The following is a 23,770-nucleotide window of genomic DNA, read 5'->3' on the forward strand; positions in this document are numbered from 1 at the left end:
ACCAACTCCTACGGCAAATCAACTTGTGCCGGAATCCCGGAAGGCAGAGACTTCGCCGAGTTAGGCAGGTCCACTTCAGCAAGATACATCAGGCGCGCACGCTCGTTTTCAGTCAGCGCGTAATACGGAGTAAACGAGGGTTCGTTAGCTACCCAGCGAACCGCACCCTGATAGCTGTCGGCAACGCCATCGACATGCACCGTCACTGTTTTACCAGCGGTAAACTGAGCGCGAAAACGCTCGGGGACATACACTCGGGCGTACGGCACGCTGTCGGCTTGCACCACGGCCACGATGCTGCCTACCGAGACGCGTTCACCAAGGTTGTAGGGCAGGTTGTCGAGAATGCCGTTACGGGTAGCCACAATCGTCAGCTCACTGAGTTTCTGTTGCTGTAGTGTCACGTTCGCCTCTGCGGCGGCCAGTTCGGCTTTCGCTTGCTCAATATCTTCAATACGTGCTCCAGCGGTAAGCTTGGCAAATTCTTCTTTGGCCGAATCGAGCTCAGCGCGGGCAGAATCTCGTACCGACACAGCACTGTCTTTTTCGGACTGACTGATTAAACGTTTTGATACCAGTTCCGAGACGCGGCGAAAGCTTTTTTCTGCTTCCGTAAGCTGCGCCGTGGCACGGGATACGCGAGCTTGCGCTACTGCGATATCTTCCGGACGTTCACCATTGGTGAGTTTGGCCAGATACGCGGCCGCTTTGGCTCGCTGTGCGATGGCTTGCGCCACCATGGCCTGCTGACTGGCATCATCGAGTTTTACCAGCACATCACCAACATGCACTTCGCTGCCCTCTGTAATAGGTAGTTGGCGAATGATTTCGTTGCTGGTGGCAGAGAAGGTCACCCGATCGCGTTCTAGCGTGCCAAGGGCTTGATTCTCTGAGTCCTGACTGCAGCCGGAGAGCAGCAGAATGAGAAGCGACAGTGTTAAACCCCGTTTCATGAACTGCTCCTTAATAAAATAAGCGTGAGGCACAAAGTGCGAAGGAATTCGTTTCATCGTTACAACAAGTTTATGTTAGATAAGCCATTTGTCGCACTCATTATTGGTGAACTCTGTGAATTACCAAACCAGATTTATTCATCAAAAACGCGTTGTTGTGGAATAGCGGGGAAAATGGGGAAACGGTGATGTGACAGCGAAAGGAGAAGGGATAACAAAACGGCCCACAGTGTGGGCCGTTACGGTGATGGGCTTAGCGCGTCAGGCTAAACAGTAAAGCGGATACCGCCAGTACCCCGACAAACAGCACAAAGTAGGTACTTAAACGCTGCTTGTAGGCGTGTAGCGCTTTCACTCGATAGACAGCAATCATCGGCATGATAAACAGAATCATCGCGATGACGGGCCCGGATAGCGCTTCCATCATCCCGAGAATGCTTGGGTTCATTACCGCCGCAAACCAAATCGCCACAAACATGAATGCAATGCCAATTTTGTCAGCGCTGCGTGCAGAGAGACGACTGTGTTTGGTGATTAGCCCGTTTAAGCTTTCACGCGCGCCAAGGAAATGTCCCAGAAAGGACGAGGTGATGGCAACAAATGCGACCAAAGGACCGAGCGCTGCAATAAAAGGATTGTGGGTTGCGTTTGCCAGATAAGACAACACCGAAACATTCTGCGATTTAGCTTCAATCAACTGCTCGGGTGACAACGCCAGGACGCAAGAAAACACAAACAGCAATACGAATGCGATCAACATGATGCTGGTGCGTTTAAGGATTTGCTCAGATTTGACAACCGCGTTGTCTTTATAGTGGCGGCGCTGAATGTTGGCAAAGCTTGAAATCGCCGCCGCATGACTGAATGAAAATACGACCACTGGCACTGCGAGCCAAACCGTTTGGGTGAAATCGCTGAGCGCAGGCATTGCCAGAGATGGCATCGTCCAAAACGGAATGAGGTAAAAAGAGAGTGCTGCAAGTATGGCGGCAAGCGGGTAAACCATGGCGGCAAAGGCGCGCAGCATGATCTTCTCTCCGCCAAGCATAATGGCGATCAGGCTGAATACCAGTGCACCTGACAGCAATTCTCTTGGTGGACTGCTCATTTGAGCCTGATTGACGAGAAAACTGTCGACCGTGTTAGTGAGACCAACACCGTAAATCAGCAGAATTGGGAAAATAGACAAGAAATAGAGCAGGGAGATCAAGCGACCAGCTTTGGCGCCGAAGTGTTCTTCGACCACATCGGTAAAGTCTGCGTTTGAACGCTCAGAAGAAAGAACAAAGCGCGCCAGCCCTCGATGCGCGAGGTAAGTCATAGGGAAAGCCAACACCGCCATCAAAACCAATGGCCAGAATCCACCTAAGCCGATATTGATTGGAAGGAACAGAATACCAGCCCCGACCGCGGTGCCAAACAGGCTGAGTAGCCAGTGAGTATCGTGTTTATTCCAGGATGTTGTGGTTTTAGAAACGCTAAAATCTAAAACTTCTTGAGATTCTTTCACTGAATTGAAGTCCATATAAGAATAATAATGTTGCGAATCCTACTCCCTTTAGTTGATGTGATCACACTGTGACTCTGGTCATATTCACTGGCATACACAAGAAGCGTTGATGTATGAAACTATGAAAAAAACGAATTAACAGAATTTTATTCTGATTATTTGTTTGTATTCTGAAACTAAAAGCTAAAAAATAACTATTTTTTGGTTTGATTAAGATGTTAACAGAGTGTTTGAATTCGAGTTGTGGATTATTCCATCATTCATTTCTAACGTGCAGAAATAAAAGCAGTTTTGCCTATGGAGTTGTTGTGCAATTTGCCGCACAATCGATACCTGCCTGTTTAAAAATTATAACAATCCATCATGTTTGCTAACCTGCGTGCCGAAATCATTCTCGTCCTGACTACACTGCTTGCCGCAGCGGGATGGGTATTCTCTAAACAAGCCATTCAAGGGCTGCCTCCTTTTGGTTTTATCGGTCTTCGATTCGTGACAGCGTCACTTATTCTATTGCCTTTTTGCTTGCCTGCACTACGCAAAGCCTCGCTAGGCGATATGCTCCGTTCTATGGGGGTAGGTGTATTTCTGGGTGGATCTATCTTTTGCTGGATCTACGCGATTTCCATCAGTGACACTCTTGGCGAAGGGGCCTTTATTATGAGCCTGTCGATGTTGTTTGTGCCGCTGGTAGCTTGGCCGTTGTTCGGGAACAAACCCAGCCGGGCGTTTTGGATGTCATTGCCAATTGCTGTGGTCGGTTTGTTTTTACTTGCTTGGAACGGTGAGTGGAATGTTGCCGCCAGCCAGTTATGGTTTCTACTTGCTGCGGTTGGACTCGCGCTGCATTTCAACTTCAATAGCCAATACTCCGCTAAATTGCCACCAATGTTGTTGACCACGTTACAGCTTTTCGCGACAGGTTGTCTTGGGTTGCTCCTGTCCTATTTTGTTGAAGCCTGGCCACAAGAGGTGAGTGGTGAAACTTGGAAATGGTTTGTACTCAGTGTTCTGCTGGCAACCAGTCTTCGCTACCTGATGCAGACGGTCGGGCAAAAACATGCTAACCCAACCAACGCCGCCATTCTGATGCTGCTTGAACCCGTTTGGACCCTATTGCTCAGTGTTTGGATTTACAGTGAATCAATGCCACTGAACAAAATTATCGGTTGTGTGTTGTTGCTCGGTTCATTGCTGCTATACCGTATGAGCAACATTCGACGCTAATCCGGTTTGAGTAGAAAGGGCGCTAAGGCGCCTTTTCTTTTTTCTACTCTTCGATGTATTTCAATTACTTTCATTGGGTTAGATGGCACCTTCTCGCGAAATTCTGCCTTGATATGAACGACTGTGACTAAGTGACATTCCGTTTGTGTTCTTATACTTGCTTAGCAATAAAGGAATAAGGAGAAGAACATGGCTGTGATTTTATATGTGCGGATTAAGTCTGGATTGGATCCCGATGAGCTGGAAAGAAGGGCTCTTGAGCGTAAACCTCGGTTTAAAGAAATCCCTGGATTGATACAAAAGGTTTATGGTCGCGACCCGCAAACTGGCGAGGTGTGTGGTATCTATTTCTTCAAAGATCTGCCATCCATGCAAGCCTTCAAAGAGACTGAACTGGCAAAAACCATCCCATCAGCTTATGAAGCGCTAGACGTGAGAAGGGAGGTGTATGAGCTTATGTTCCCGCTTTATGAAGAGCGCGGGCCTTTTTAGTCACTCATGATGACTCTGAACCCGAAACGCTGCTGAATGTGAATAATCAGCAGCGTTTCGGTTGTTCTTTTCTATCCGACCAGCTTCTGTCCTGCGCTGTCGCAGTTGATGAGGTTACGGCCATTTGATTTCGCCGCATACAACGCCTTGTCCGCTCTTTTCAGTAGTTGCTCAGGATAGAGATCGCTGGTTTGAACTTGCGTGATACCAATACTGACAGTGATAGACATCGTCATGTTGTCATACTCCATAATGGTCTGTTCTATGGCATGACGAACGGCATTGTAGATAGCCAATGCGCTTTGTTTGTTCTGATCGTGCAGTATCAGGGCGAATTCTTCGCCTCCAATGCGTGATAGATGCCCGTCTGAACCCAGTAAGGCAGATGATATTCCGACCACTTGTTTGAGTACGTAATCGCCGGCGTTATGACCATATTGATCGTTGAGTATCTTAAAATGATCAATATCCATCAATCCTAAAAAGAAGGACGCACCATCCGAGTGGAACTGTGCTAACGCGTGCTGAATTTCTTTGGTAAATACGCGGCGGTTAGGAGCACTAGTCAGATGGTCCGTAGAGGCTAACTGGTTAAGCTCCATGACCTGCAGACGCAGGTTAATGTTCAGTGCAATCCAGTTTGCCAAGCATTGCAGTTCAAGTGCCTCGGTTTCGGAATAATAGCTGGTTTGATTGTGTGCTACATTCAACGTGCCTAAACATTGATTTCCACACAGTAATGGCGCATCCATACAAGTTTTCATCCCGAACTGGCTGAGCATGATGCAATCTAACTCATCGGATTGCGCCAAATCGTCACAGATGATCAGTGTTCTCTCAGAAAACGCACGACCGACGAAGGTTTGCGCGATAGGCACCGGAAAATCGAGCGGAATCGCTTTATTGCCACTGATAGAGTAGAGCTTTAAATATTCACTGCCATCTTGCAAAGTGATGCTGGCGCGCTCGGCGTCAAATAATCTGTGTATCCACTGCGAAACGGTATCGAGAACTTCCTGAAGTGAAGGTGCCGCCGATAATGCGTGAATAAATTCGGCAGGCAAATTGATGTGGTATCCTTTTTCAAATTCGGACAGCGTTAAAGGGTCAAACTTTCTTTCTGCAGGCATAACTACACCCCTTTAATTATTATATTTTTATTTTTTGATACCGATATTTATTAACTTATTCGTTATGAAATATGGATAGATTTCCCTTTAAACATTACTGGTATTTTTATCAGATGCAAGCTCGGTGAAATCAACTGTCCCAGTGTCAAACAAGTGTTGGGAAGGATCCCATTTAATTCATAGATATCAGTTATCTATATACATTTTGATTCATGTTATTCCTGCAAAAATACTACTTTTGAATTAGTTGTTAATGATGAGAATATGAGGAAGATATGAATCAAAAGTTGAGCAATTCTCACTGTTGATACAAATAACAGGATGGGTAAATATACGACCGGTTACATGTTCACCGTTCGGTAAAGTTAGTATTTTGCATAGCAGTCAAATAATGACAATTATTTTCATTTAAGTAGGACGCGATGCAGAGAATGCCAGTTGGTGTGGATTGAAAGAGATTTAAAGCCGGGCAAGACTCCGGCTTTAAATCTATAGATTAGTGCTTACGACCAGACTTGCCGCTCAATCTGTTTGAGAAATTGGACCTTGGCCCATTGCTCCTCAACGGTAAGCTTATTGCCTTCTTCAGTGGAGGCGAAGCCGCATTGTGGGCTGATACACAGGTTTTCAAGTGGAACGTATTGCGATGCTTCGTCAATACGCGCTTTGACTTGAGCGGCATCTTCCAGTTCAGGGAATTTTGAGGTAATCAAGCCGAGCACAATTTGGCTTTGTGTATTGGACCAATGACGCAGGGGAGCAAAGTCACCAGAACGTTCGGAATCGTATTCCAGGAAAAAGCCATCGTAGTGAGTGGCAAACAGAGCTTTAGCTACAGGTTCATAACCACCGGAAAACAACCAGGACGACGCGTGGTTGCCGCGGCAGATGTGTGTAGTAACCACCAAGTCATCAGGTTTATCGCGCAAAGCTTCATTGATGATTCGTGTACAAATTTGAGCGATTTCATCTGGATTGATTCCTTTCGCTTCAAGGCCGCTGCGTTTCTCTGCATCGACCAAAAACGCCCAGTTCGTATCATCGAATTGCAAATAGCGGCAACCTCGGGCGTAGAACGCTTGAATGGCATCACGATACGTTTGCGCTAAGTCTTGGTAGAACAGCTCTAGATCCGGGTAGATATTGTGAATACGTGATGAACCATCGTTAGCGAGAATTTCCTGACGGAGAATCATTGTCGGACTGGGAATGGTTGCTTTGGCGACGTAGTGTTCATCTTCACCTACTGCATTGAGCAGGAAATCAAAGTGTTCCAGAAATGGATGCTCAGGGTTAAAAGCGATACGACCGATCGCACGAATATTGTAAGCCGGTGCGGCTTTGCCATGAAATTTCTGATTGTAGCCGGCATCAGGTGTATAACCTTCGATTCCGTGCAGATTTTCCAAAAAGTCGATGTGCCAGAAACCGCGGCGAAATTCACCGTCAGTGATGGCCTGGATGCCTGTTGCCTTTTGTTGCGCTACCAATTCGAGAATGGCTGCGTCTTCAACCTGAGTGAGCTGAGAACGGTCTATTTTCCCTTGAGCGTAATCACGGCGTGCCTGATGGAGAAAAGCCGGGCGCAGATAGCTGCCTACGGTGTCAGTGCGAAAAGGAGGACGTAAAGCCATGATAGTTACCTCTATTGTGAGTCGGGTTTGTGAGGTCAGAGTAATGGATGGCTAGACGTCTTGTTAATCTGTTTTTGTTCATAATCAATATGAAACAAATTCAACTAGATGGATCGCAGAAAAATGAAAACGACCAACCGTAAGAAAGGAGAGGCTGGTCGCTACTATAAAACTGGGTAAGAGTGTGGAGCATTTACTAGCAAAGATCGCGCATTAGCGTCTCGTATTCCTCTTTGGCCTCTTCTATCAAACCTACCAGCTCTGTGGCATCTTCTCCTGAGAGATCTAAATGCCAACGCATCTGGTTGGTTCGCCCAGTATCCTTACAAGTTAGTTCTGTACATTTACCGTGAGTTTCAAAACAGAGTGCCTCAAACTCACCGTTAAACTTACGTTTTTCCTCCATAATATGAATATGCAAATAACCAGTCGGGTTCACCATTACATTTGCATGATGATGTCCCTTTCCTGCCAATGTGTATGACCGATGTTTAGTGTACATAATATGCTCGATTTCAAACGTGTTTCTGTCTATGCAACCGTCAACAGCGTGGATGCGCCCACTTCCCCCAAAGTATAGGTAGACATCGCTTGGCTAAGTGATGCATTGGGCATCTTTTTTAGAACAATTGTTTGTATTTATTTGAGTGGTTGTAACTGAATGGAATGCTTAGAAACAGGATGTGCGCATCGCGAAGGTGCGTGGAAATAGGTGTTTGATCATGAGGGTTATTTCCTTCATTTCGATCTCTCGTCCGACAAGGGGCAGTGTATCTGAATTTAGACGGTTCAGAGTATTGTGTGAGGTGCCAGAGTCAGGGGAGTTCGAAATGAAGGGGATATATTGAACTGGCAATGATGTGAGGTTTGGAGTATTGCCAGTTCTCGGGTGCCTAGCGGCGTTTAACTATGATTTCTTTTCTGCTTTTGTGTCTTTCCAATATTGGATGCGAACACGATGCAGCTGAGCTCTTCTCATTTTTTTCATAGTAATCTCCTTTATAAGTAACGCTCTTAGTGAGCTTATTGTTTAAGGTTTACTTAATGGCTCCCTTTCGTTGGGAGCGTATTACAAATTATGGGTTTTCCCATAACGTCTTGAGTGAGTTTTAAATATACTCACCAAATTTCATGTCGGTGACTTACGTCTTCATTCGGGATTACATTACCCACTTCATATGACACTAACATGTCAATCAAGTTCCGTGCCTATTTGTCACCGAATGTTCATATTCTTACACCTGAATGCCCATAAAAAGCAACAATTCGTTTTGCATTATTTGTTTACGTAAACAAAACACAGGCAATGCAAAACCAATTTTTGCTCTCAACATGGATACGAGCTATGACGGTTGGCTGTTGAACGCAGGGTAAGGCACGATTTTGCCGCATTCAAAGCACTGGAATTGTGCACGAACGGCAACGCTGATGAGATATCAGAAACTCTTCGAAATAGAAAGGTTAAGTGAAGCGTAAAAATTACAATTCGAACAAATCGTCGAACCTACGCTTTTCCAGAATATCTTCAATTCGCTTTCTGGTTTGGTGTTCTGTTAATACTTTCTTTTCTTCTGGAAGATTCGCTTTCTCTTCCGTTTTCTCTTTAACTTTTTTCGGCATAAGATTATTTCTGTCGAGTTGAATAAAATGATTCTAGACGGATAAATTCTAAAGGACAGAAATCTCGCCTAATTTGTGATGCTTGTTCTAGAATAGTCTGCGATTTTTATCAAACCAGAATAATAGGTTGTTTAAAAATAGCTGTTTTCAAAGTTCCAGGTAACAAAACGTTAATGTACACACGCTTTAAACGTGACGCACAAACTCTAACGCCGTTATTCCATTTAAAAGATTGGAAGATCCTAATTTACACTTAAAGCTAACTTTCACCGCGATACCACAATGGTGTGTGCAATGTTAAGTTGAAGGTGTTTAAAATCGAGAATTTCTAGGAGTGACCAGATTTAATTTGTAGATCAGACAGATGTAAATCGAGGGAAAACCAGAAGATTAAGCAATTCAAAGGGATTGAATAGCGCGGCAACGGGTGCCGCGCTAACGGAATTATAGTGCTACTACGTTTGCAGCTTGTGGGCCTTTTTTGCCCTGCTCAACGTCGAAGCTTACACGCTGGCCTTCAGCCAGAGTTTTGAAACCTTCAGAAACGATTGAAGCGAAGTGTACGAATACATCTTTGCCGCCGTTGTCTTGAGTGATGAAACCAAAACCTTTAGTTTCGTTGAACCATTTTACAGAACCAGTCGATTTGTTAGACATAGAGACCTCTAGATTTTCAATATTTACGAGTTATAAGTGTGCTGATAACAAAAGCTATTACATGGACTATCGAGAGGAGCTGTCGCAGGAGCTATACGAAGAATATCGAAAGATAACTGAGAGAACTTTATAGACGTATCATTAATAGCTCAATGGTAAGAGCTGAGGGGCAGTATACAGGTTAAACAAACAATGAACAGCTTTATTTTATCCAGAAGCGTAAATATTTATTTCACTCTCGCCACGCTAGTTTATAAACCAAACCGCGTACCGAATGATGCAGACGCGGTAGTGGTGGAGTGTAAGAGAAAGAGCCCGAATATTGAGCTCTTTTCTTTAAGACTCATGGTTTAGTGACTTACTGAAGGTGTATACCCATGGAAAGTAGAATGTCGTCCAGTTCATTTTGATACTGGTGTGAGGTTCGCACAATTTCATCCAGCTCATTCTGAGGCAAAGACGAACCGAAAATCAGAAAGCAACGCCACTGGTTTTCTGGCTTGCTGAGCTGCGAGAGAAAGTGTTCGTAACTCAATTCGCCTTCTTCATAGACCAGATAGTAGGTGAGCAGAGTAGTCAGGCGGGGCAAACAGGCCTTTTGGGCGAGTTCAGACTTTGCCAACAAGGTGGTTAAGCGCTCTTTAAGTTCTCGACGAATTTCGTTGAGTGAGTCATCAATGATATCAGCCATAGCGTTTCTCCAAGCAATGTGGTGGTTACACAGTTGGTTAAAGTTTTCAGCCCCCAAGGGCACCTACGATACATATCTCATCAAAAACACAGCGCCTTACCGTTTGGTTTTCGTTGGCCTTGGTTCACTCATCAGGCCAAGTATCAACGATATGGTCGCCACCAGTAATACAATAGTGAATGGAAACCCTGTGGTTACAGCCATGGCTTGCGCCGCGGCTAATCCTCCCCCGAGTAGTAGTGCAATCGCGACTAATCCTTCGAATGTACACCAGAATACGCGCTGCGGTGTCGGAGCATCCACTTTACCACCTGCAGAAATCGTGTCGATGACCAAAGAACCGGAGTCTGACGACGTAATAAAAAACACAATTACCAGCACAATACCCACGAACGACGTAATGGACGTCAGCGGCATGACCGCCAGCATTTCAAACAGTTTGAGCGGCAGATCAGCGTTTTTGACCGCTTCATAGCCATCATTAATAAATTGACTGATCGCCGTTCCACCAAAAGCAGTCATCCAAAAAATGCACACGGTGGAAGGAATGAGTAAGACGCAAACAATAAACTCGCGAACGGTTCTGCCACGAGACACTCGCGCGATAAACATGCCGACAAATGGTGACCAGGAAATCCACCACGCCCAGTAAAACGCCGTCCAGCCTTGTGAATAGTTGATGTCTTCGCGTTCAAATGGCATCGACAGCGCCGGAATATGTTCTACGTAAGAAGCGATGTTTTCAAAGAAGCCACTCAGAATGCCGACCGTTGGTCCGGCTATGACAATAAATAGCAGCAGTATAGCCGCCAAAACCATGTTGACTTCAGACAGCAGTTTTACGCCGCCGTCTAACCCGGCGACGACCGAAAATAGTGCGCAGGCGGTGATGACAATGATAAGCACAATTTGCGTTGTGTCGGTCAGCGGAATACCAAAAAGGAAATTCAATCCGGTTGCTGCTTGAGACGCACCGTAACCGAGAGAAGTGGCGAGGCCGAATACGGTGGCAACCACGGCAAGAATATCAATGACATTGCCTGTCCAGCCCCAGATTCGTTCGCCAAAAATGGGATAGAACACCGAACGCATCGTCAGCGGCAGGCCTTTGTTAAACGAGAAAATCGCTAAGCCTAGTGCCAGTAGTGCGTAAATTGCCCAAGGATGTAAAGCCCAGTGATAGATGGTTGCAGCCATGCCGAGCGAGCGGGCCGCTTCAGTATCACCGATGGCTCCGCCTAGCGGCGCCCAGTCGGTACGTACGCCATTGTCGACAATCGGTCCGGACAATGACGAGCTGAAATGCGACATAGGCTCGGACACACCAAAGAAGACCAAACCAATCCCCATACCTGCTGCGAACAGCATCGCGAGCCAGCTCGCATAGGAATAATCCGGGGTCGCATGCGTGCCGCCAATGCGCACTCTGCCGAGCGGTGAAATGGCTAAGCCTATGCAGACAATGACGAAGAAGTCGCCTGAGAGCAGGAAAAACCAATCGAGATGGGATGTCAACCAGGCACGTAAATGGACAAACAGAGGCTCGACTTGATCCCGGAATATCAGTGTGGCGAAAACGAAAGTCACAACAGCCAGACCAGAGACCGCAAACACGCGGTTATGAATGTCCAGACCGAAAGGTCCGATGGATAACACCACATTGTCTTGTCCTACCGTGTAATCCGTATCGATAGGATTTGCTTTTCCGCTTGGGCGTGGAACACCGCCATTATCATCATTGTCCATCTTTCATTCCGTCCATTGTGAGTCAACAAAGTTCGCCGTGAGTGATGATTCGCGGTTAGTTACACTATAGCCGTGATTTTTGTCTCTTCCTTCAATCTTTGTACTGAATTTGCACAAATTGTCTTTTTTCTGAACCAGATAGGCGTTGTGAAAAAGAAAAGTGCTTGTCGCTTCGCTTTGTTATATGGCCATCGAACATGCCGTTCTCAAGCGGTCAGTGTTCCCAAGTTATGTTGAAATTGAACTAAACGGCGTTTGATTTTATCCCTCAGAGCCTTGTGGGCTGGATTTTTTAATTCGCGTCGATGGTAAACCAGATGATAGGGGATGTACGCGGTGTTGATTGGGCATTCCAACACTTGAAGATTGAGCGTTTTAGCCCATTTTTTCGCAAAAGAGTGTGAAATGACGCCGAGTGAATCAGACTGCGAAACATAAAGGGCCATGCCTGCTATCGAACCACTGACGATGTCGATCTCCCGCTCTTCAATCGGTTCGCGACAAATCTGTTCAAAACCCCGCAGATTGTCCCAGAGCCCGCTGTAGAGCACATGCTTTTCGCGGTAGAACGCTTCTTTGGTCAGTGAATCCTGAACTCTCGGGTGTCCGATGCGGCAAATCAACGCCAAAGGTTCTCGGTGAACTTCCTCGATCACGAAAGCGTTCTCTTTAGTCAGCATGGTGTCGAGGATCAAATCCACCCGTTGTTGGCGCAAATGCTCAAACAACTGGTGTTTTTCTACTGGTGATTCACTCAACGTCACATTCTCGAAAGGTTGCAGGCAGTGCAGTATCGATTCATTGCAATACACATTGAAGTGTTCACGCATTTCCATCGCGTTTTCAATGATATCGAGCGCTTGACGGAAAGAGGGCACAAGTTGATGTCCTTTCGTGGTCAGTTCAATGCCTCGCCCTTGCTTAGTAAAGAGCGCCTGACCATATTGTTTCTCAAGTCGTTTGATTGCCGAGCTCACGGCAGGTTGCGTGATATCCAGTTTTTCAGCGGCTTTTGTGAATGATTGGTACTCAGCCACTACCAGAAATGTACGTACTAAATTTAGGTCCATAACACCACTACTCATAAATTTCATTAATGGATAATAAAACATTTGAGCGATTGTTTCTCAATTAGTTCAGGTCTAGTCTAGGTTTGATATGTATATGTTTGTATAAACATTTCGGGTTGTCTGACTATGTGATTTTGGTTCAGCGACCGTGCAAACCCAGTGAAAAATGGAGTTAATATGAGTACACGCAATAAAAAGCGCTCAGGCAAGCTGCTGCTCAATGCATGCACACTCGCTATGGGGGCGGCGTCAGCAACGGCTTATGCAGCAGACAAGCCCAATATTCTGGTGATATTTGGCGATGATGTTGGCTATTGGAACCTGAGCACATACAACCAAGGCATGCTGGCGTACACCACGCCAAACATAGACAGTATTGCGTCGGAGGGGGCGAAATTCACCAACTTTTACGCGCAGCAGAGCTCGACCGCAGGCCGTAGCGCATTCATTACGGGTCAGATGCCTAAACGCACTGGCTTGAGTAAAGTGGGCATGCCGGGGGCACCGGAAGGGATTAGCGAAAAAGATCCTACCATTGCGACCATGTTAAAGCAGCTGGGCTATGCCACTGGCCAGTTTGGTAAAAACCATTTAGGCGACCGTGACGAGCATCTGCCAACCAACCACGGCTTTGATGAGTTCTTTGGTAACCTTTACCACCTCAATGCTGAAGAAGAACCGGAAAACGTCGATTACCCGAAAAATCCGGAGTTCCGTAAGAAATTCGGCCCTCGCGGCGTTATCCATTCTTACGCGGATGGCAAAATTGAGGACACTGGTCCTCTCAATCGTAAACGTATGGAAACCGTTGATGGCGAGTTCCTCGATGCGGCAGAAACCTTCATTGAGAAGCAGGTGAAAGCAGATAAGCCATTCTTTACCTGGTTTAACACCACTCGTATGCACAATTTCACCCACGTTCCGAAAGAGTACGACGGCAAGACAGGGGCCGGCTTCTACGCTGATGGCGTGAAACAGCACGATGACCAGATTGGTCAGCTTCTGAAGAAAATCAAAGATCTTGGCGTAGACGACAACACCATCATCATCTACACCACCGATAACGGTCCGATGATCAACCTGTGGCCGGATGCGGGGATGACTCCGTTCCGCAGTGAGAAAAACACCGGTTGGGAAGGCGCTTTCCGTGTACCGGCGATGATCAAATGGCCAGGCCACATCCAACCCGGTACAACGCTGAACGGCATTGTGTCTCTGGAAGACTTTTTCCCGACGCTGCTCGCGGCAGCGGGGGACGACAAAGTCAAAGATGAACTGCTGAAAGGCAAGAAAGCTAACGGTAAGTCGTACAAAGTTCATCTCGATGGCTACAACCAGTTGCCATACTTCACGGGGCAAACTCAAGAATCCGCGCGTAAAGAGTTTGTTTATTGGAGTGATGACGGTGACTTGCTCGCGGTGCGTTACAACCAGTTCAAAATGCACTTTGCGATTCAAGAGCACGAATCCGGGCTCGATGTGTGGAAATACCCATTCACCAAACTTCGCGTCCCTCTGATCTTTGACCTGAGTATCGATCCGTTTGAACGCGGCGATACTGGTATGGGCTACGACCGTTGGATGTACGAGCGTTCCTACTTGCTTGGTCCGGCGATTGAGAAAGTGAACCAGATTATGTCGACGTTCGACGATTTCCCACCACGTATGGAAGCAGGTAGCTTTGTACCGAAATAACCATTCAGTGTAGTGAAGTAGTTTGGCGCTCTTCGGAGCGCCATGTTTTCAAAAACAAAGGAAGTATGAATGACTAAACCCTCAACGCAGGCTTCAACATTACTCGACTTGGTTCCGCTAAAAACGGCTTACAAAGATCTCAGCGAAAACCCGACTTACCAGCGCCGCTTCCACGTGATGGCCAAGCCCGGTGGAGCGAAATGTAACATTGACTGCCAATATTGCTTTTACTTGCACAAAGAGAATCTGCTGCATCAACCTAAGCAGCCCAAAATGGACGATGAGACGCTGGAAGCGTTCGTGAAGAGTTATATTGAGAGTCAAGATGGCGACGAAATCGTCTTCTCCTGGCAGGGCGGAGAGCCAACCCTATTAGGGCTGGATTACTTTAAAAAAATCGTCGAACTGCAGAAAAAATATCAGCCTCAGGGCGTTAGGATTGAAAACGACTTGCAGACTAATGGAATTCTGCTCAACGACGAATGGTGTCATTTCTTGGCCGAAAACCATTTTCTGGTTGGACTATCCATCGATGGTCCGGAAGAGATCCACAACAAATATCGTGTCACTCGCAGCGGAAAACCTACCTTTCATTTGGTGATGAGTGCAGTTGAGAAAATCAAAGCACATGGTGTTCGCTTTAATGCGTTAGTCACCGTGAACCGATACAACGTCAAACACCCACTGGAAGTTTACCGTTTTGTGACCCGCGAACTGGGCGCTACCTATGTGCAGTTCAACCCGGTCGTGGAGCCGAGTGATTTCAAAACCACGGCACCGCAGTTCTGGAATGACAGCATGATACCTGTGGTCGGCAGCGAACTCTCCAAACCGGGGCACCCGATGTCGATCGTCACGGATTGGTCGGTGGATGCGGATGACTGGGGGCAATTTCTTATCGCCATTTTTGAGGAGTGGGTGAATAACGACCTGGGCCGGGTGCTGGTGAATCTGTTTGAAACCGCGGTCGCTCAGGTGATGGGTAAACCTGCGCAGCTGTGCATTACGGCAGAGTTCTGCGGGAAAGGCCTCGCCATCGAACACAACGGTGATGTATTCAGTTGCGATCATTACGTGTATCCGGAATACAAACTGGCCAATGTCAAACAACGTCCACTCAATGAAATGGCGTTCTCGGTAAGACAGCAGGCTTTTGGCATGGCTAAGCGCGATTCACTGCCTAAGTACTGTAAAGAATGTCCTTATCTGAAGCTCTGCTGGGGTGAATGCCCCAAAAACCGCTTGTTGAAAACACCGGATGGTGAAGAAGGGCTGAGCTATCTGTGTCCAGGAATCAAAGCATTTTTTGACTATTCATTGCCAATGCTCACCGGCTTGGCCGTATTACTAGGACAGCAGAATGGAACACATTAATAATCTATCGGGTTGTGCACACGATGATGTTGTCGCGCTGCAAAGCGCCATTGAATCTCAGGTGGTTGGCCAGCGCTCAGTCATCCGCAGCTTGGTACTGGGTTTGCTGTGCAGTGGACATGTGCTGCTTGAAGGTTTGCCGGGGACCGCGAAAACGCGTTCGGTTAAAGCATTAGCAAATGGTCTGTCTATCTCTTTTGGCCGCATTCAGTTCACGCCGGACCTATTGCCGTCTGACGTGACGGGCACAGAAGTTCTGCAGGAAACGGACGGAAAATCATCACTCCATTTCCGCCCCGGGCCAGTGTTTAATCAGATTGTCCTCGCCGATGAGATTAACCGAGCGCCAGCTAAAGTTCAGGCTGCGCTGCTGGAAGCCATGGGGGAAGGCACTATTACCGTTGCGGGGCAAACGCACTTTCTGCCGGAGTTGTTTATGGTGCTGGCGACACAAAACCCGATAGAGCAGGAAGGTACGTATCCGTTACCTGAAGCGCAAATGGACCGTTTCTTGATTAAAGCATCGGTGGAGTATCCAGACCCAAAAGCGGAACGCGACATCATTCGTTTGGTGCGTCAGGAAGAGAACGGTGTGTTTGATACAAAGCCTCAGCAAAGCGTCACGATTAACCCCGTCAGTATATTGCAGGCGCGTCAGCAAATAGCGGCGTTGCCGTTGTCCGAGATGGTTGAAAGTTACATCATCGATTTGGTGATGGCGACTCGTAACCCAGAACAGTATGAACACTCTAAACTCGCCAGTTGGCTGACCATTGGTGCCAGCCCACGCGCCTCGATTGCGCTGGATAAATGTTCTCGCGCTTTAGCGTGGTTGGAAGGGCGCGATCATGTGTTAATTGACGATGTGCGCGAAGTTGCCTCGCTGGTGTTAGGGCATAGACTGAGCCTCTCTTATGAAGCACTAGCTGATGGTATCAGCCAGCAGGATGTGGTGACGGAACTGCTTGATGTGGTCACTATTGGGTAGTGATTATGAATCAACCTCGCCTCACAACGGATAGCCGCATTCATGTCACTTTGCCGCAATTGGTGTGGCTGCAAAATCAGGTGACGCAAATAAAGCTGCTCAGCGCGCGTTATTCACGAGCGCATCTGTCTGGTCGTTATCAATCTCATCAGCGTGGACGAGGCCTCAACTTTGAAGAGCTTCGCCATTACCAATTGGGGGATGACATTCGCCAAATGGACTGGAAAGTCACGCAGCGGACGGGAAAACCGCATGTGCGCAGCTATACCGAAGAGAAAGACCATCAGGTGATCGTGTGTGTTGACCAGAGGAGCGGGATGTATTTTGGTTCAGTCAGCTACATGAAGTCGGTAGTGGCTGCTGAAATAGCCGCGCTTGTGAGTTGGCTTGCGCTGGCAAACAACGATCGGGTTGGTTTTTTTATCTCAGCGTGTCAGGAACTTAACTGGTCGTCAGCGAAACGCGGAAACGCCCATTTTCTTATGGGATTAAATCAGCTAGTGGCTGCCAACCAGATGCTCAGCTCTGCAAGTTACGATCACGACCGTGTCGGTTTTCGTAAATGGATGGACCAACTCAGTCAGCGTCGCCTGAAAGCGGCCACATTGATCATCATCAGTGATTTCTCGGATGCGGATGCGCAGTCGTTGAAACAGCTTAAATATCTTCAACAGCACAATGATGTGTTGTCGATTTTTATCTCTGACCCACTGGAAGTGAACCTGCCAGAACAGCAGATCCGCTCCGCCTGGGTCGTCGGTGATGGCCGCTACCAGTTGGCGCTGCAAAAAGGCAAACAGACTTCTGAAGTCAACAAGCGGCTTCACGCTCGTTATGCTGAGAAACAAACGCATCTAAAGAGTTTGATGGCGGCACAGCATATGCCGTTTATCGAAATCACCACTCATGGCGATCATCTGGTCCAGCTTGCTCAGACGTTAAGGGGCATTCAATGACCCCATCGCCTCCAAGCAGCTATATGTTACGAGAGCTAAAAGAAGTGCCGATTCCCGATCCCGTCGGATGGTGGCCACAAGCACTTGGATGGCAGTTACTGTTGATTCTGCTCGCTATTCTGACGGTTTATGTCATCTACCAACGGGTTGAGCATTGGTGGTGTAACCGTTATCGCCGAGAGGCAATTGAGGCGCTGGCTCGCTTGTCGTCCGATGATGCGCTGTGGCCGCAGAAAATGCATAAGATTGTCAAAGTAGTGATGGTTTATCTTGATTCAAAAAACGCCGCAGTTTATGGCCAGAGCTTGCTTCGCCAGATGGACAACTATCATCAAGGTAATGTGAACATGGCACAGAATGCTGACTTCGTTCGGTGGATGATTTATTTGGAAGACCCTAAGGCGACCACTCCGGATTTCACTGCGATGCGCGCTGCATTGAGGGCGTGGCTTTTAAATCATCGGGTGCCGGAGAAAACACAATGACGCAATTGGAGTTCGCGTATCCCTGGGCTTTCGCGTTGTTGCCTTTACCACTGTTGGTCTACTGGTTGGTTCCGGCTTATCGCAGCCGGGAAAATGCCATTAAAGTCCCTTTCTTTACGCAAATTTTGGAAGCCTTAAATGAAACGCCCAAAGTGGCCGCAGGCTTGCTTCGGGCAAGCCACTGGCAGCAAGTGACCCTGATACTGTCATGGTTATTGATTGTGACGGCATTGGCGAAGCCGAATGTGCTGGGAGAAGTCACGACCAGAGAAGCATTCGGTCGTGATGTAATGATGCTGGTCGACCTCTCTGGCTCTATGGAAGAGAAAGATTTTCCGACCCGAGGCGGCGAAAACTTAACGCGTTTGGATGCGGCTAAGCAAGTGTTGCGTGAATTCGTGACGCAACGCAAAGGCGACCGGTTCGGGCTCATTCTCTTTGGCGATGCCGCCTTTATTCAAACGCCATTTACCGCCGATCAAACAGTGTGGCTCAGTTTGTTAGACGAAGCGCAAACCGGAATGGCTGGGCAAAGTACCAATTTAGGTGATGCTATCGGGCTTGGAATTAAAGTGTTTGAACGAACGCCCACTACGACGCAAGAGCGCATCATGGTGGTATTAACCGATGGTAATGATACCGGTAGTTTTGTGGCACCAGTTGATGCGGCCAAAATTGCCGCATCCAAAGGCATTCGCATTTATGTAATTGCTATGGGCGATCCGGAAAATATCGGCGAACAACCGTTGGACATGGATGTGGTGAATCGGGTAGCAGAACTGACTCAGGCAAGATCGTTTGTTGCTATCGATCAACAGCAATTGAATGAGGCGTATCAGGTGATCGATAAGCTTGAGCCGCAAAAATACAGCAATGAATCTTACCGCCCGAAAATCAGCCTGCACCATTACCTGATTGCGGTTGTGCTGGTGTTGCATCTTATCGTCTTTAGTTGGATGACATTGCAACAACATCTGAGAAATCAGGAGGCGGCGAATGAGTAACTGGTCAATGGCATGGCAACAACTGTCACAGTTTCATTTCCTGCGCCCGTTATGGTTGTTGGCGCTTGTTCCGCTGCTGGTGATTCTGTACTTGCGCTGGAAACGAGAAGAGAGCGCTCAACAACTCAGCTTTTTCCCGGAGCATTTACGCCAGGCATTAACGCTGAGGCAGGGGGGCTGGAGCCGTCAGCTTCCGCTCAAAATGCTGGTGGTGGTTGTGAGTATCGCCGTCATTATCTGTGCCGGGCCAACGTGGCAAAGAGAGGCTTCGCCATTTGGTGAAGACAGTGCGTCGCTAATGGTGCTGTTAGATAGCAGCGAATCGATGCTGCAGAAAGACGTCGCGCCAGACAGGCTGACTCGAGGCAAACAGAAAATCTCAGATCTGACTCAAGCTCGGCATGGTGGCAAAACGGGACTTATTGTGTTTGCCGGCAGTGCTCATGTTGCCATGCCGTTGACCAGCGATAATCAGGTCTTGAAACCCTATTTGGCGGCGATCAATCCTGAGGTTATGCCCGTGGAAGGTAAAGCTACGCAGCGTGCATTGAGCTTGCTGAAGCAACAGATTCCTCCCTATGTGGGCAACACTCTTTTACTGGTAAGTGATGGTGTTTCTGATGCCGACATTGAGGTGTTTACCCGTTATTTCTCGGATAACCCTTATCAACTTCTGATCCTTGCGACGGGTAATCCGCAAGTGGAATCGAAAGCACCGTTGGATATGAACTCTTTGCAGCGTCTGGCGCAAAGTACGGGCGGCGACGTGATTACGCTCACTATTGATGATAGCGATATACAAACGTTGGAGAGCAAGATAGAGCGTTTCAGAATGCTGAGTAATGAATCGACAATGCCATGGCAGGATGAAGGGTATTGGTTAATTTTACCTTTGGCTGCAATCACTTTGCTTTGGTTCCGCCGTGGTTGGTTAGTGAAATGGGGGCTGATGTTTGCGTTGCTTACACCAAACATGGCCCCCACCAATGCCTACGCAGCCATGACAGCAACGGTGGCCAACACTGAGCAGCAGAATGAGGAAGTGACACTTTGGGACAAAAGTTATCAATGGTGGCTCAATTTATGGTTAACGCCAAATCAACAAGGTGAATGGTGGTTCAACCGAGGAGAGTTCGTTAAAGCGGCTGTCGCGTATCAATCACCAATTAACAAAGGCATTGCCTACTACTATGCGGGAGAATTCGCATTAGCTCAGGCAGTTTTTATGCAAAGCGACTCAAATCTTGGGCTCTATTATGCGGCCAGTGCTCTCGCCAGACAGCGCGAATATATCGCGGCTCGTCAGCTTTTAAGGTCGCTCTCGACTAAAGAGGATATTGCCACGTCACTCAAAGCTGATGCCGCACATAACCTCGCAGTGATTGAAGGCTTGATTGAGGAAATCAACCAGGCCAGTGCATCTCAGGCAAACAGTGTCGGCGATCAGGAGACATCCATTGAATTGCCTGACGATCAGCCGCAAACCGCTGAAGGAGCAGATGAACAGACGACACAGGACAAGATGATTCGTGACAAATTGAGTGCCGATCAGATCCTTGGCGACCCTCAGTTGGCGCAGGTGTGGCTCAAGCGGGTGGAAGCCAGCCCTCAACGTTTTCTTCAAGCGAAATTCCAACTGCAAAATTTGCAGCGAAGCGAAACCAAAGAAGGAGCGAATCGATGAAGCGATTGCTGTTCAGTGCTCTGTGTCTCTTGTTGTCATCGCTGCCATTGAGTGTTGCGCAGGCGGATGAAGCTGTTGCGCCTGTCGACGTCAAAATTAAAGCGTGGTTGGGCGATGATCCGAATAAGATTGTTGAGGCGTGGGTACCGACACAACAAATATTGCTGCATATTGAAGTCTCGACCAAAAGTTGGTTCACCTCTGGGACGCAAATCAAAGGAATCGAAATTCCCAATGTGTTAGTCAAACAGCGCAACACGTCTGCTGTGAACTATACCGAACGAGAAAATGGCCAAACCTGGTCCATACAACGTTGGGAAATCACGCTCTATCCGCAACAAAGCGGAGAGTTTGTGGTGCCTGCAGCACAGGTGTTCACTCAGGTGTCGGATTTCAATAATCAGAAAAAAGCCGTCACATTGCAAACGGCGCCAATCTCATTTCGGGTGGTGTTGCCCAGCGCAGAGTTGGCAGCGAAAAATGGGTTTGCAGCCTCTGCAGTTAAGGTGCAGCAGCAGTGGAGTGACCAAGAAGACCAATCGCTCAAAGCCGGCGACAGTATTACTCGTACCGTCACTTTGGAAGCAAATGACTCGCTGTCGGTGCTGCTGCCGACCTTGATGCCAGAACAGCGCTCTCCGTTGTGGAGCGTTTATCCCGCGGTGCCTGAACTCGATGATCAGCAAAGTCGGTCAGGTTACGTTTCGCATCGAACAGAAAGCCAGACCTATGTACTGCTCGCTGGCGGAGAGATCGAATGGCCAGCGTACGAGTTCTGGTGGTGGAACACTGAAAAAGGCCGCTTGGAAAAAGTAACGCTGGAAGGGCGAACCATTCACATCAAGCATACGTTGGCATCCTGGGTCAGATATTACGCTTGGGAGCTGGCAATTGCGTTATTCGTTGTCGTTGTTCTTGTGGGCTTGGCGATATGGCTCAAACGTTATTACCAGACACGTCCTACGCCGATGTGGTTTGAGTTCCGCCAAGCGCTGCGCCGTGGAGAACATTCGCGCAGCCGCACCATGTTGTACCGCAAGCTTCGCACAGAGACGCATAGTGTCGCGTTGGTAAAACATTCGCCGAATATGCGCTGGAAGAACCATGCCGTTCAGGCACAGGGCGAAAATGCCACTCGCCCTGATTTCATTTATCTGTGGCGGCGCATCAAAAAGCAACGCCAACGGTTTAGCTTACCCAAAGCACTACCAGAACTACATCAATCGGAATCTTCGGATTCCTAGCACAAATCTATTTTTACAGTTGGCTAAAGAAGGAGACATCTTGTGAAAATCTTACCTCTACAGCGTTATACGGCAGCACTTTTTCTGGGGTTGGTACTGATTGCTCAGGCGAGTGCAGCAAGCAAAGATCCGCTGCCATCCTGGAACGACAGCGAAGCAAAAACATCCATCATCGAATTTGTTCAGCAAGTGACAGATAAAAATTCGGAGCACTTTGTTCCCAAAGAAGAGCGCATCGCGACGTTCGACAATGACGGCACACTTTGGTCTGAGCAGCCAATGTATTTTCAGGTTCAGTTCGCGTTAGACCGCGTCAAAACTCTTGCGCCACAGCACCCAGAATGGACGACGGAAGAACCCTTCGCCAGTGTTCTCAAAGGGAACCTGAAGAATCTGCATACGGAAGATTTGGTCAAAGTGCTCTATGTCACCCACTCAGGTATGACGACCGATGAATTTGATGCCATTGTGAAACAGTGGATAGCCAGTGCCAAGCATCCCACCACAGGAAAACAATACACCGAGATGGTTTTCCAGCCGATGTTAGAGGTGCTTGATTACCTTCGAGCCAACGGCTTCAAAACCTTTATCGTCTCTGGTGGCGGCACAGGCTTTATGCGTGCGTGGGCACCAGCGGTGTATCACATTCCGCCAGAACAAATTGTTGGCAGTACGTTTGAAACCGAGTTTATGATGCTTGACGGCAAACCTGTGCTGAAACGTCTGCCAAACTTGCTGGTTAACGATGATAAAGAAGTGAAAGCCCAGCAGATTTACGAACGTATCGGCCATCGTCCGATTGCTGCATTTGGTAACTCTGATGGCGATTTGGCGATGCTACAATGGACCGCAGCGGGTGATGGTCTTCGTTTACCGGTTTACATTCATCACACCGACGACAAACGTGAGTGGAGCTATGACCGAGAATCCCATGTCGGCAAACTTGATAAAGGCTTGGATGAAGCGAAAGCGAAAGGCTGGCCAGTTGTTGATATGAAAACTGACTGGAAGGTGATTTATCCTAACTAAGGTTTTAGAGAACCCCTAAAACGGTGAAAGCCCGATGTTGGTAGCATCGGGCTTTCGAATTTCTAGATTCTCGGATGGTAAGGCCGATTGTCTTATGTATGCAAAAGGTTGGATTTAATCCAACTAATTCCTTGGTAGGGAATTAGATACGGATGAAGTCCATGTGCTCAACTTTTGGCTTGAACGCGTGACGTTGAACGTCTTGTGGCTTAACCTTAACTTCAGCGCCATCGATCACAAGAACGATTGCTTCGTAGAATTCAGGTTTGTCCATCTGGTTCACGATGTCATCGTGGTTCAGAGTGATTGATACTGGCGCAGCTTCACCACCGTAAACGATAGCAGGGAAGTTGCCAGTGTTACGTAGGCGGCGGCTCGCACCTTTACCTAGCTCAGTACGTACTACTGCTTCAAATTTCATGGTATTTACTCTCAAATTAGTAAATTAGTAACGTCACAGCAACAATGCGACCTTGTCGCCGTGGTAAAGTTTCGATGTCAACGATGAGTTAGCATCAAAACGAGCGCGGATACTATCATTCAAATACGATTCGAGCAATAGAAAAACAGGGTTCTAACGGCTG

21 protein-coding genes are annotated in these 23,770 nt (G+C 47.7%); 11 read left to right on the forward strand and 10 right to left on the reverse strand.

The window, feature by feature from the left end:
• Nucleotides 1-8: 8 nt before the first annotated feature.
• Both DYA43_RS06095 and DYA43_RS06100 read right to left on the reverse strand, forming a co-directional pair.
• Complete coding sequence (locus tag DYA43_RS06095) at nt 9-953, reverse strand: HlyD family secretion protein (protein ID WP_061056436.1); 945 nt, start codon at nt 951-953, stop codon at nt 9-11.
• 253 nt (nt 954-1,206) lie between these two features.
• Nucleotides 1,207-2,463, reverse strand: coding sequence for an SLC5/6 family protein (locus DYA43_RS06100; protein ID WP_061057208.1), 1,257 nt, complete (start codon nt 2,461-2,463; stop codon nt 1,207-1,209).
• A 363-nt stretch (nt 2,464-2,826) separates the two neighbouring features.
• Here DYA43_RS06100 and DYA43_RS06105 point away from each other — a divergent pair, with 363 nt between their 5' ends.
• Together DYA43_RS06105 and DYA43_RS06110 are read left to right on the forward strand one after the other, a co-directional pair.
• Nucleotides 2,827-3,687, forward strand: coding sequence for a DMT family transporter (locus tag DYA43_RS06105; RefSeq protein ID WP_020330321.1), 861 nt, complete (start codon nt 2,827-2,829; stop codon nt 3,685-3,687).
• Between the two features lie 189 nt (nt 3,688-3,876).
• A complete protein-coding gene (locus DYA43_RS06110; RefSeq protein ID WP_020330322.1) occupies nt 3,877-4,179 on the forward strand; it encodes a YdhR family protein in 303 nt (100 codons plus the stop codon).
• Nucleotides 4,180-4,250: 71 nt separating this feature from the next.
• Here DYA43_RS06110 and DYA43_RS06115 read toward each other — a convergent pair whose 3' ends face one another.
• From DYA43_RS06115 to DYA43_RS06145, 7 genes are all read right to left on the reverse strand, one after another.
• Nucleotides 4,251-5,309: a sensor domain-containing diguanylate cyclase gene (locus DYA43_RS06115; RefSeq protein WP_061056437.1), complete on the reverse strand. Its 1,059-nt coding sequence runs from the start codon at nt 5,307-5,309 to the stop codon at nt 4,251-4,253.
• 503 nt (nt 5,310-5,812) lie between these two features.
• A complete protein-coding gene (locus DYA43_RS06120) occupies nt 5,813-6,943 on the reverse strand; it encodes a 5-methyltetrahydropteroyltriglutamate--homocysteine S-methyltransferase (RefSeq protein ID WP_061056438.1) in 1,131 nt (376 codons plus the stop codon).
• 196 nt (nt 6,944-7,139) lie between these two features.
• Nucleotides 7,140-7,445, reverse strand: a complete 306-nt coding sequence (locus DYA43_RS06125) for a hypothetical protein (protein WP_044362199.1) — start codon at nt 7,443-7,445, stop codon at nt 7,140-7,142.
• Between the two features lie 1,562 nt (nt 7,446-9,007).
• Entirely contained in the window at nt 9,008-9,220 is a 213-nt protein-coding gene (gene cspE, locus DYA43_RS06130; protein WP_020330329.1) for a transcription antiterminator/RNA stability regulator CspE, read from the reverse strand.
• Between the two features lie 358 nt (nt 9,221-9,578).
• Entirely contained in the window at nt 9,579-9,911 is a 333-nt protein-coding gene (locus DYA43_RS06135; RefSeq protein ID WP_020330330.1) for a hypothetical protein, read from the reverse strand.
• A gap of 96 nt (nt 9,912-10,007) precedes the next feature.
• Nucleotides 10,008-11,657, reverse strand: a complete 1,650-nt coding sequence (locus DYA43_RS06140) for a BCCT family transporter (protein WP_061056439.1) — start codon at nt 11,655-11,657, stop codon at nt 10,008-10,010.
• A 206-nt stretch (nt 11,658-11,863) separates the two neighbouring features.
• A complete protein-coding gene (locus tag DYA43_RS06145; protein WP_061056440.1) occupies nt 11,864-12,727 on the reverse strand; it encodes a LysR family transcriptional regulator in 864 nt (287 codons plus the stop codon).
• A gap of 177 nt (nt 12,728-12,904) precedes the next feature.
• On the opposite strand from DYA43_RS06145, the gene DYA43_RS06150 reads away from it, so the two are divergent.
• From DYA43_RS06150 to DYA43_RS06190, 9 genes are all read left to right on the forward strand, one after another.
• Nucleotides 12,905-14,422 carry an arylsulfatase gene (locus DYA43_RS06150; protein ID WP_061056441.1) on the forward strand — a complete coding sequence of 506 codons (1,518 nt, stop codon included), beginning with the start codon at nt 12,905-12,907 and terminating at the stop codon, nt 14,420-14,422.
• A 69-nt stretch (nt 14,423-14,491) separates the two neighbouring features.
• The gene (locus DYA43_RS06155) at nt 14,492-15,796 is read left to right on the forward strand and encodes an anaerobic sulfatase maturase (RefSeq protein ID WP_061056442.1); all 1,305 of its coding nucleotides are present in this window, start codon (nt 14,492-14,494) and stop codon (nt 15,794-15,796) included.
• Nucleotides 15,783-16,784: an AAA family ATPase gene (locus DYA43_RS06160; RefSeq protein WP_081094763.1), complete on the forward strand. Its 1,002-nt coding sequence runs from the start codon at nt 15,783-15,785 to the stop codon at nt 16,782-16,784. Before DYA43_RS06155 ends, DYA43_RS06160 begins: the two co-directional genes overlap by 14 nt.
• Nucleotides 16,785-16,789: 5 nt before the next feature.
• Nucleotides 16,790-17,740 (forward strand): DUF58 domain-containing protein, encoded by a 951-nt coding sequence (locus DYA43_RS06165; RefSeq protein WP_061056443.1) that lies wholly within the window; start codon nt 16,790-16,792, stop codon nt 17,738-17,740.
• Nucleotides 17,737-18,225 carry a DUF4381 domain-containing protein gene (locus tag DYA43_RS06170; RefSeq protein WP_061056444.1) on the forward strand — a complete coding sequence of 163 codons (489 nt, stop codon included), beginning with the start codon at nt 17,737-17,739 and terminating at the stop codon, nt 18,223-18,225. The genes DYA43_RS06165 and DYA43_RS06170 overlap by 4 nt, the downstream gene beginning before the upstream one ends.
• Entirely contained in the window at nt 18,222-19,229 is a 1,008-nt protein-coding gene (locus DYA43_RS06175) for a VWA domain-containing protein (RefSeq protein WP_061056445.1), read from the forward strand. The genes DYA43_RS06170 and DYA43_RS06175 overlap by 4 nt, the downstream gene beginning before the upstream one ends.
• Nucleotides 19,222-20,913: a vWA domain-containing protein gene (locus DYA43_RS06180; RefSeq protein ID WP_061056446.1), complete on the forward strand. Its 1,692-nt coding sequence runs from the start codon at nt 19,222-19,224 to the stop codon at nt 20,911-20,913. Before DYA43_RS06175 ends, DYA43_RS06180 begins: the two co-directional genes overlap by 8 nt.
• Nucleotides 20,910-22,157 (forward strand): BatD family protein, encoded by a 1,248-nt coding sequence (locus DYA43_RS06185; RefSeq protein ID WP_061056447.1) that lies wholly within the window; start codon nt 20,910-20,912, stop codon nt 22,155-22,157. Before DYA43_RS06180 ends, DYA43_RS06185 begins: the two co-directional genes overlap by 4 nt.
• 42 nt (nt 22,158-22,199) lie before the next feature.
• Complete coding sequence (locus DYA43_RS06190; RefSeq protein WP_061056448.1) at nt 22,200-23,186, forward strand: HAD family hydrolase; 987 nt, start codon at nt 22,200-22,202, stop codon at nt 23,184-23,186.
• A gap of 142 nt (nt 23,187-23,328) precedes the next feature.
• Here the strand turns inward: DYA43_RS06190 and rplY are convergent, their stop codons facing one another.
• Complete coding sequence (gene rplY / locus DYA43_RS06195) at nt 23,329-23,607, reverse strand: 50S ribosomal protein L25 (protein WP_004725590.1); 279 nt, start codon at nt 23,605-23,607, stop codon at nt 23,329-23,331.
• Between the last annotated feature and the right edge of the window lie 163 nt (nt 23,608-23,770).

It is taken from the genome of Vibrio fluvialis, from assembly GCF_900460245.1.
Lineage (GTDB): Bacteria > Pseudomonadota > Gammaproteobacteria > Enterobacterales > Vibrionaceae > Vibrio > Vibrio fluvialis.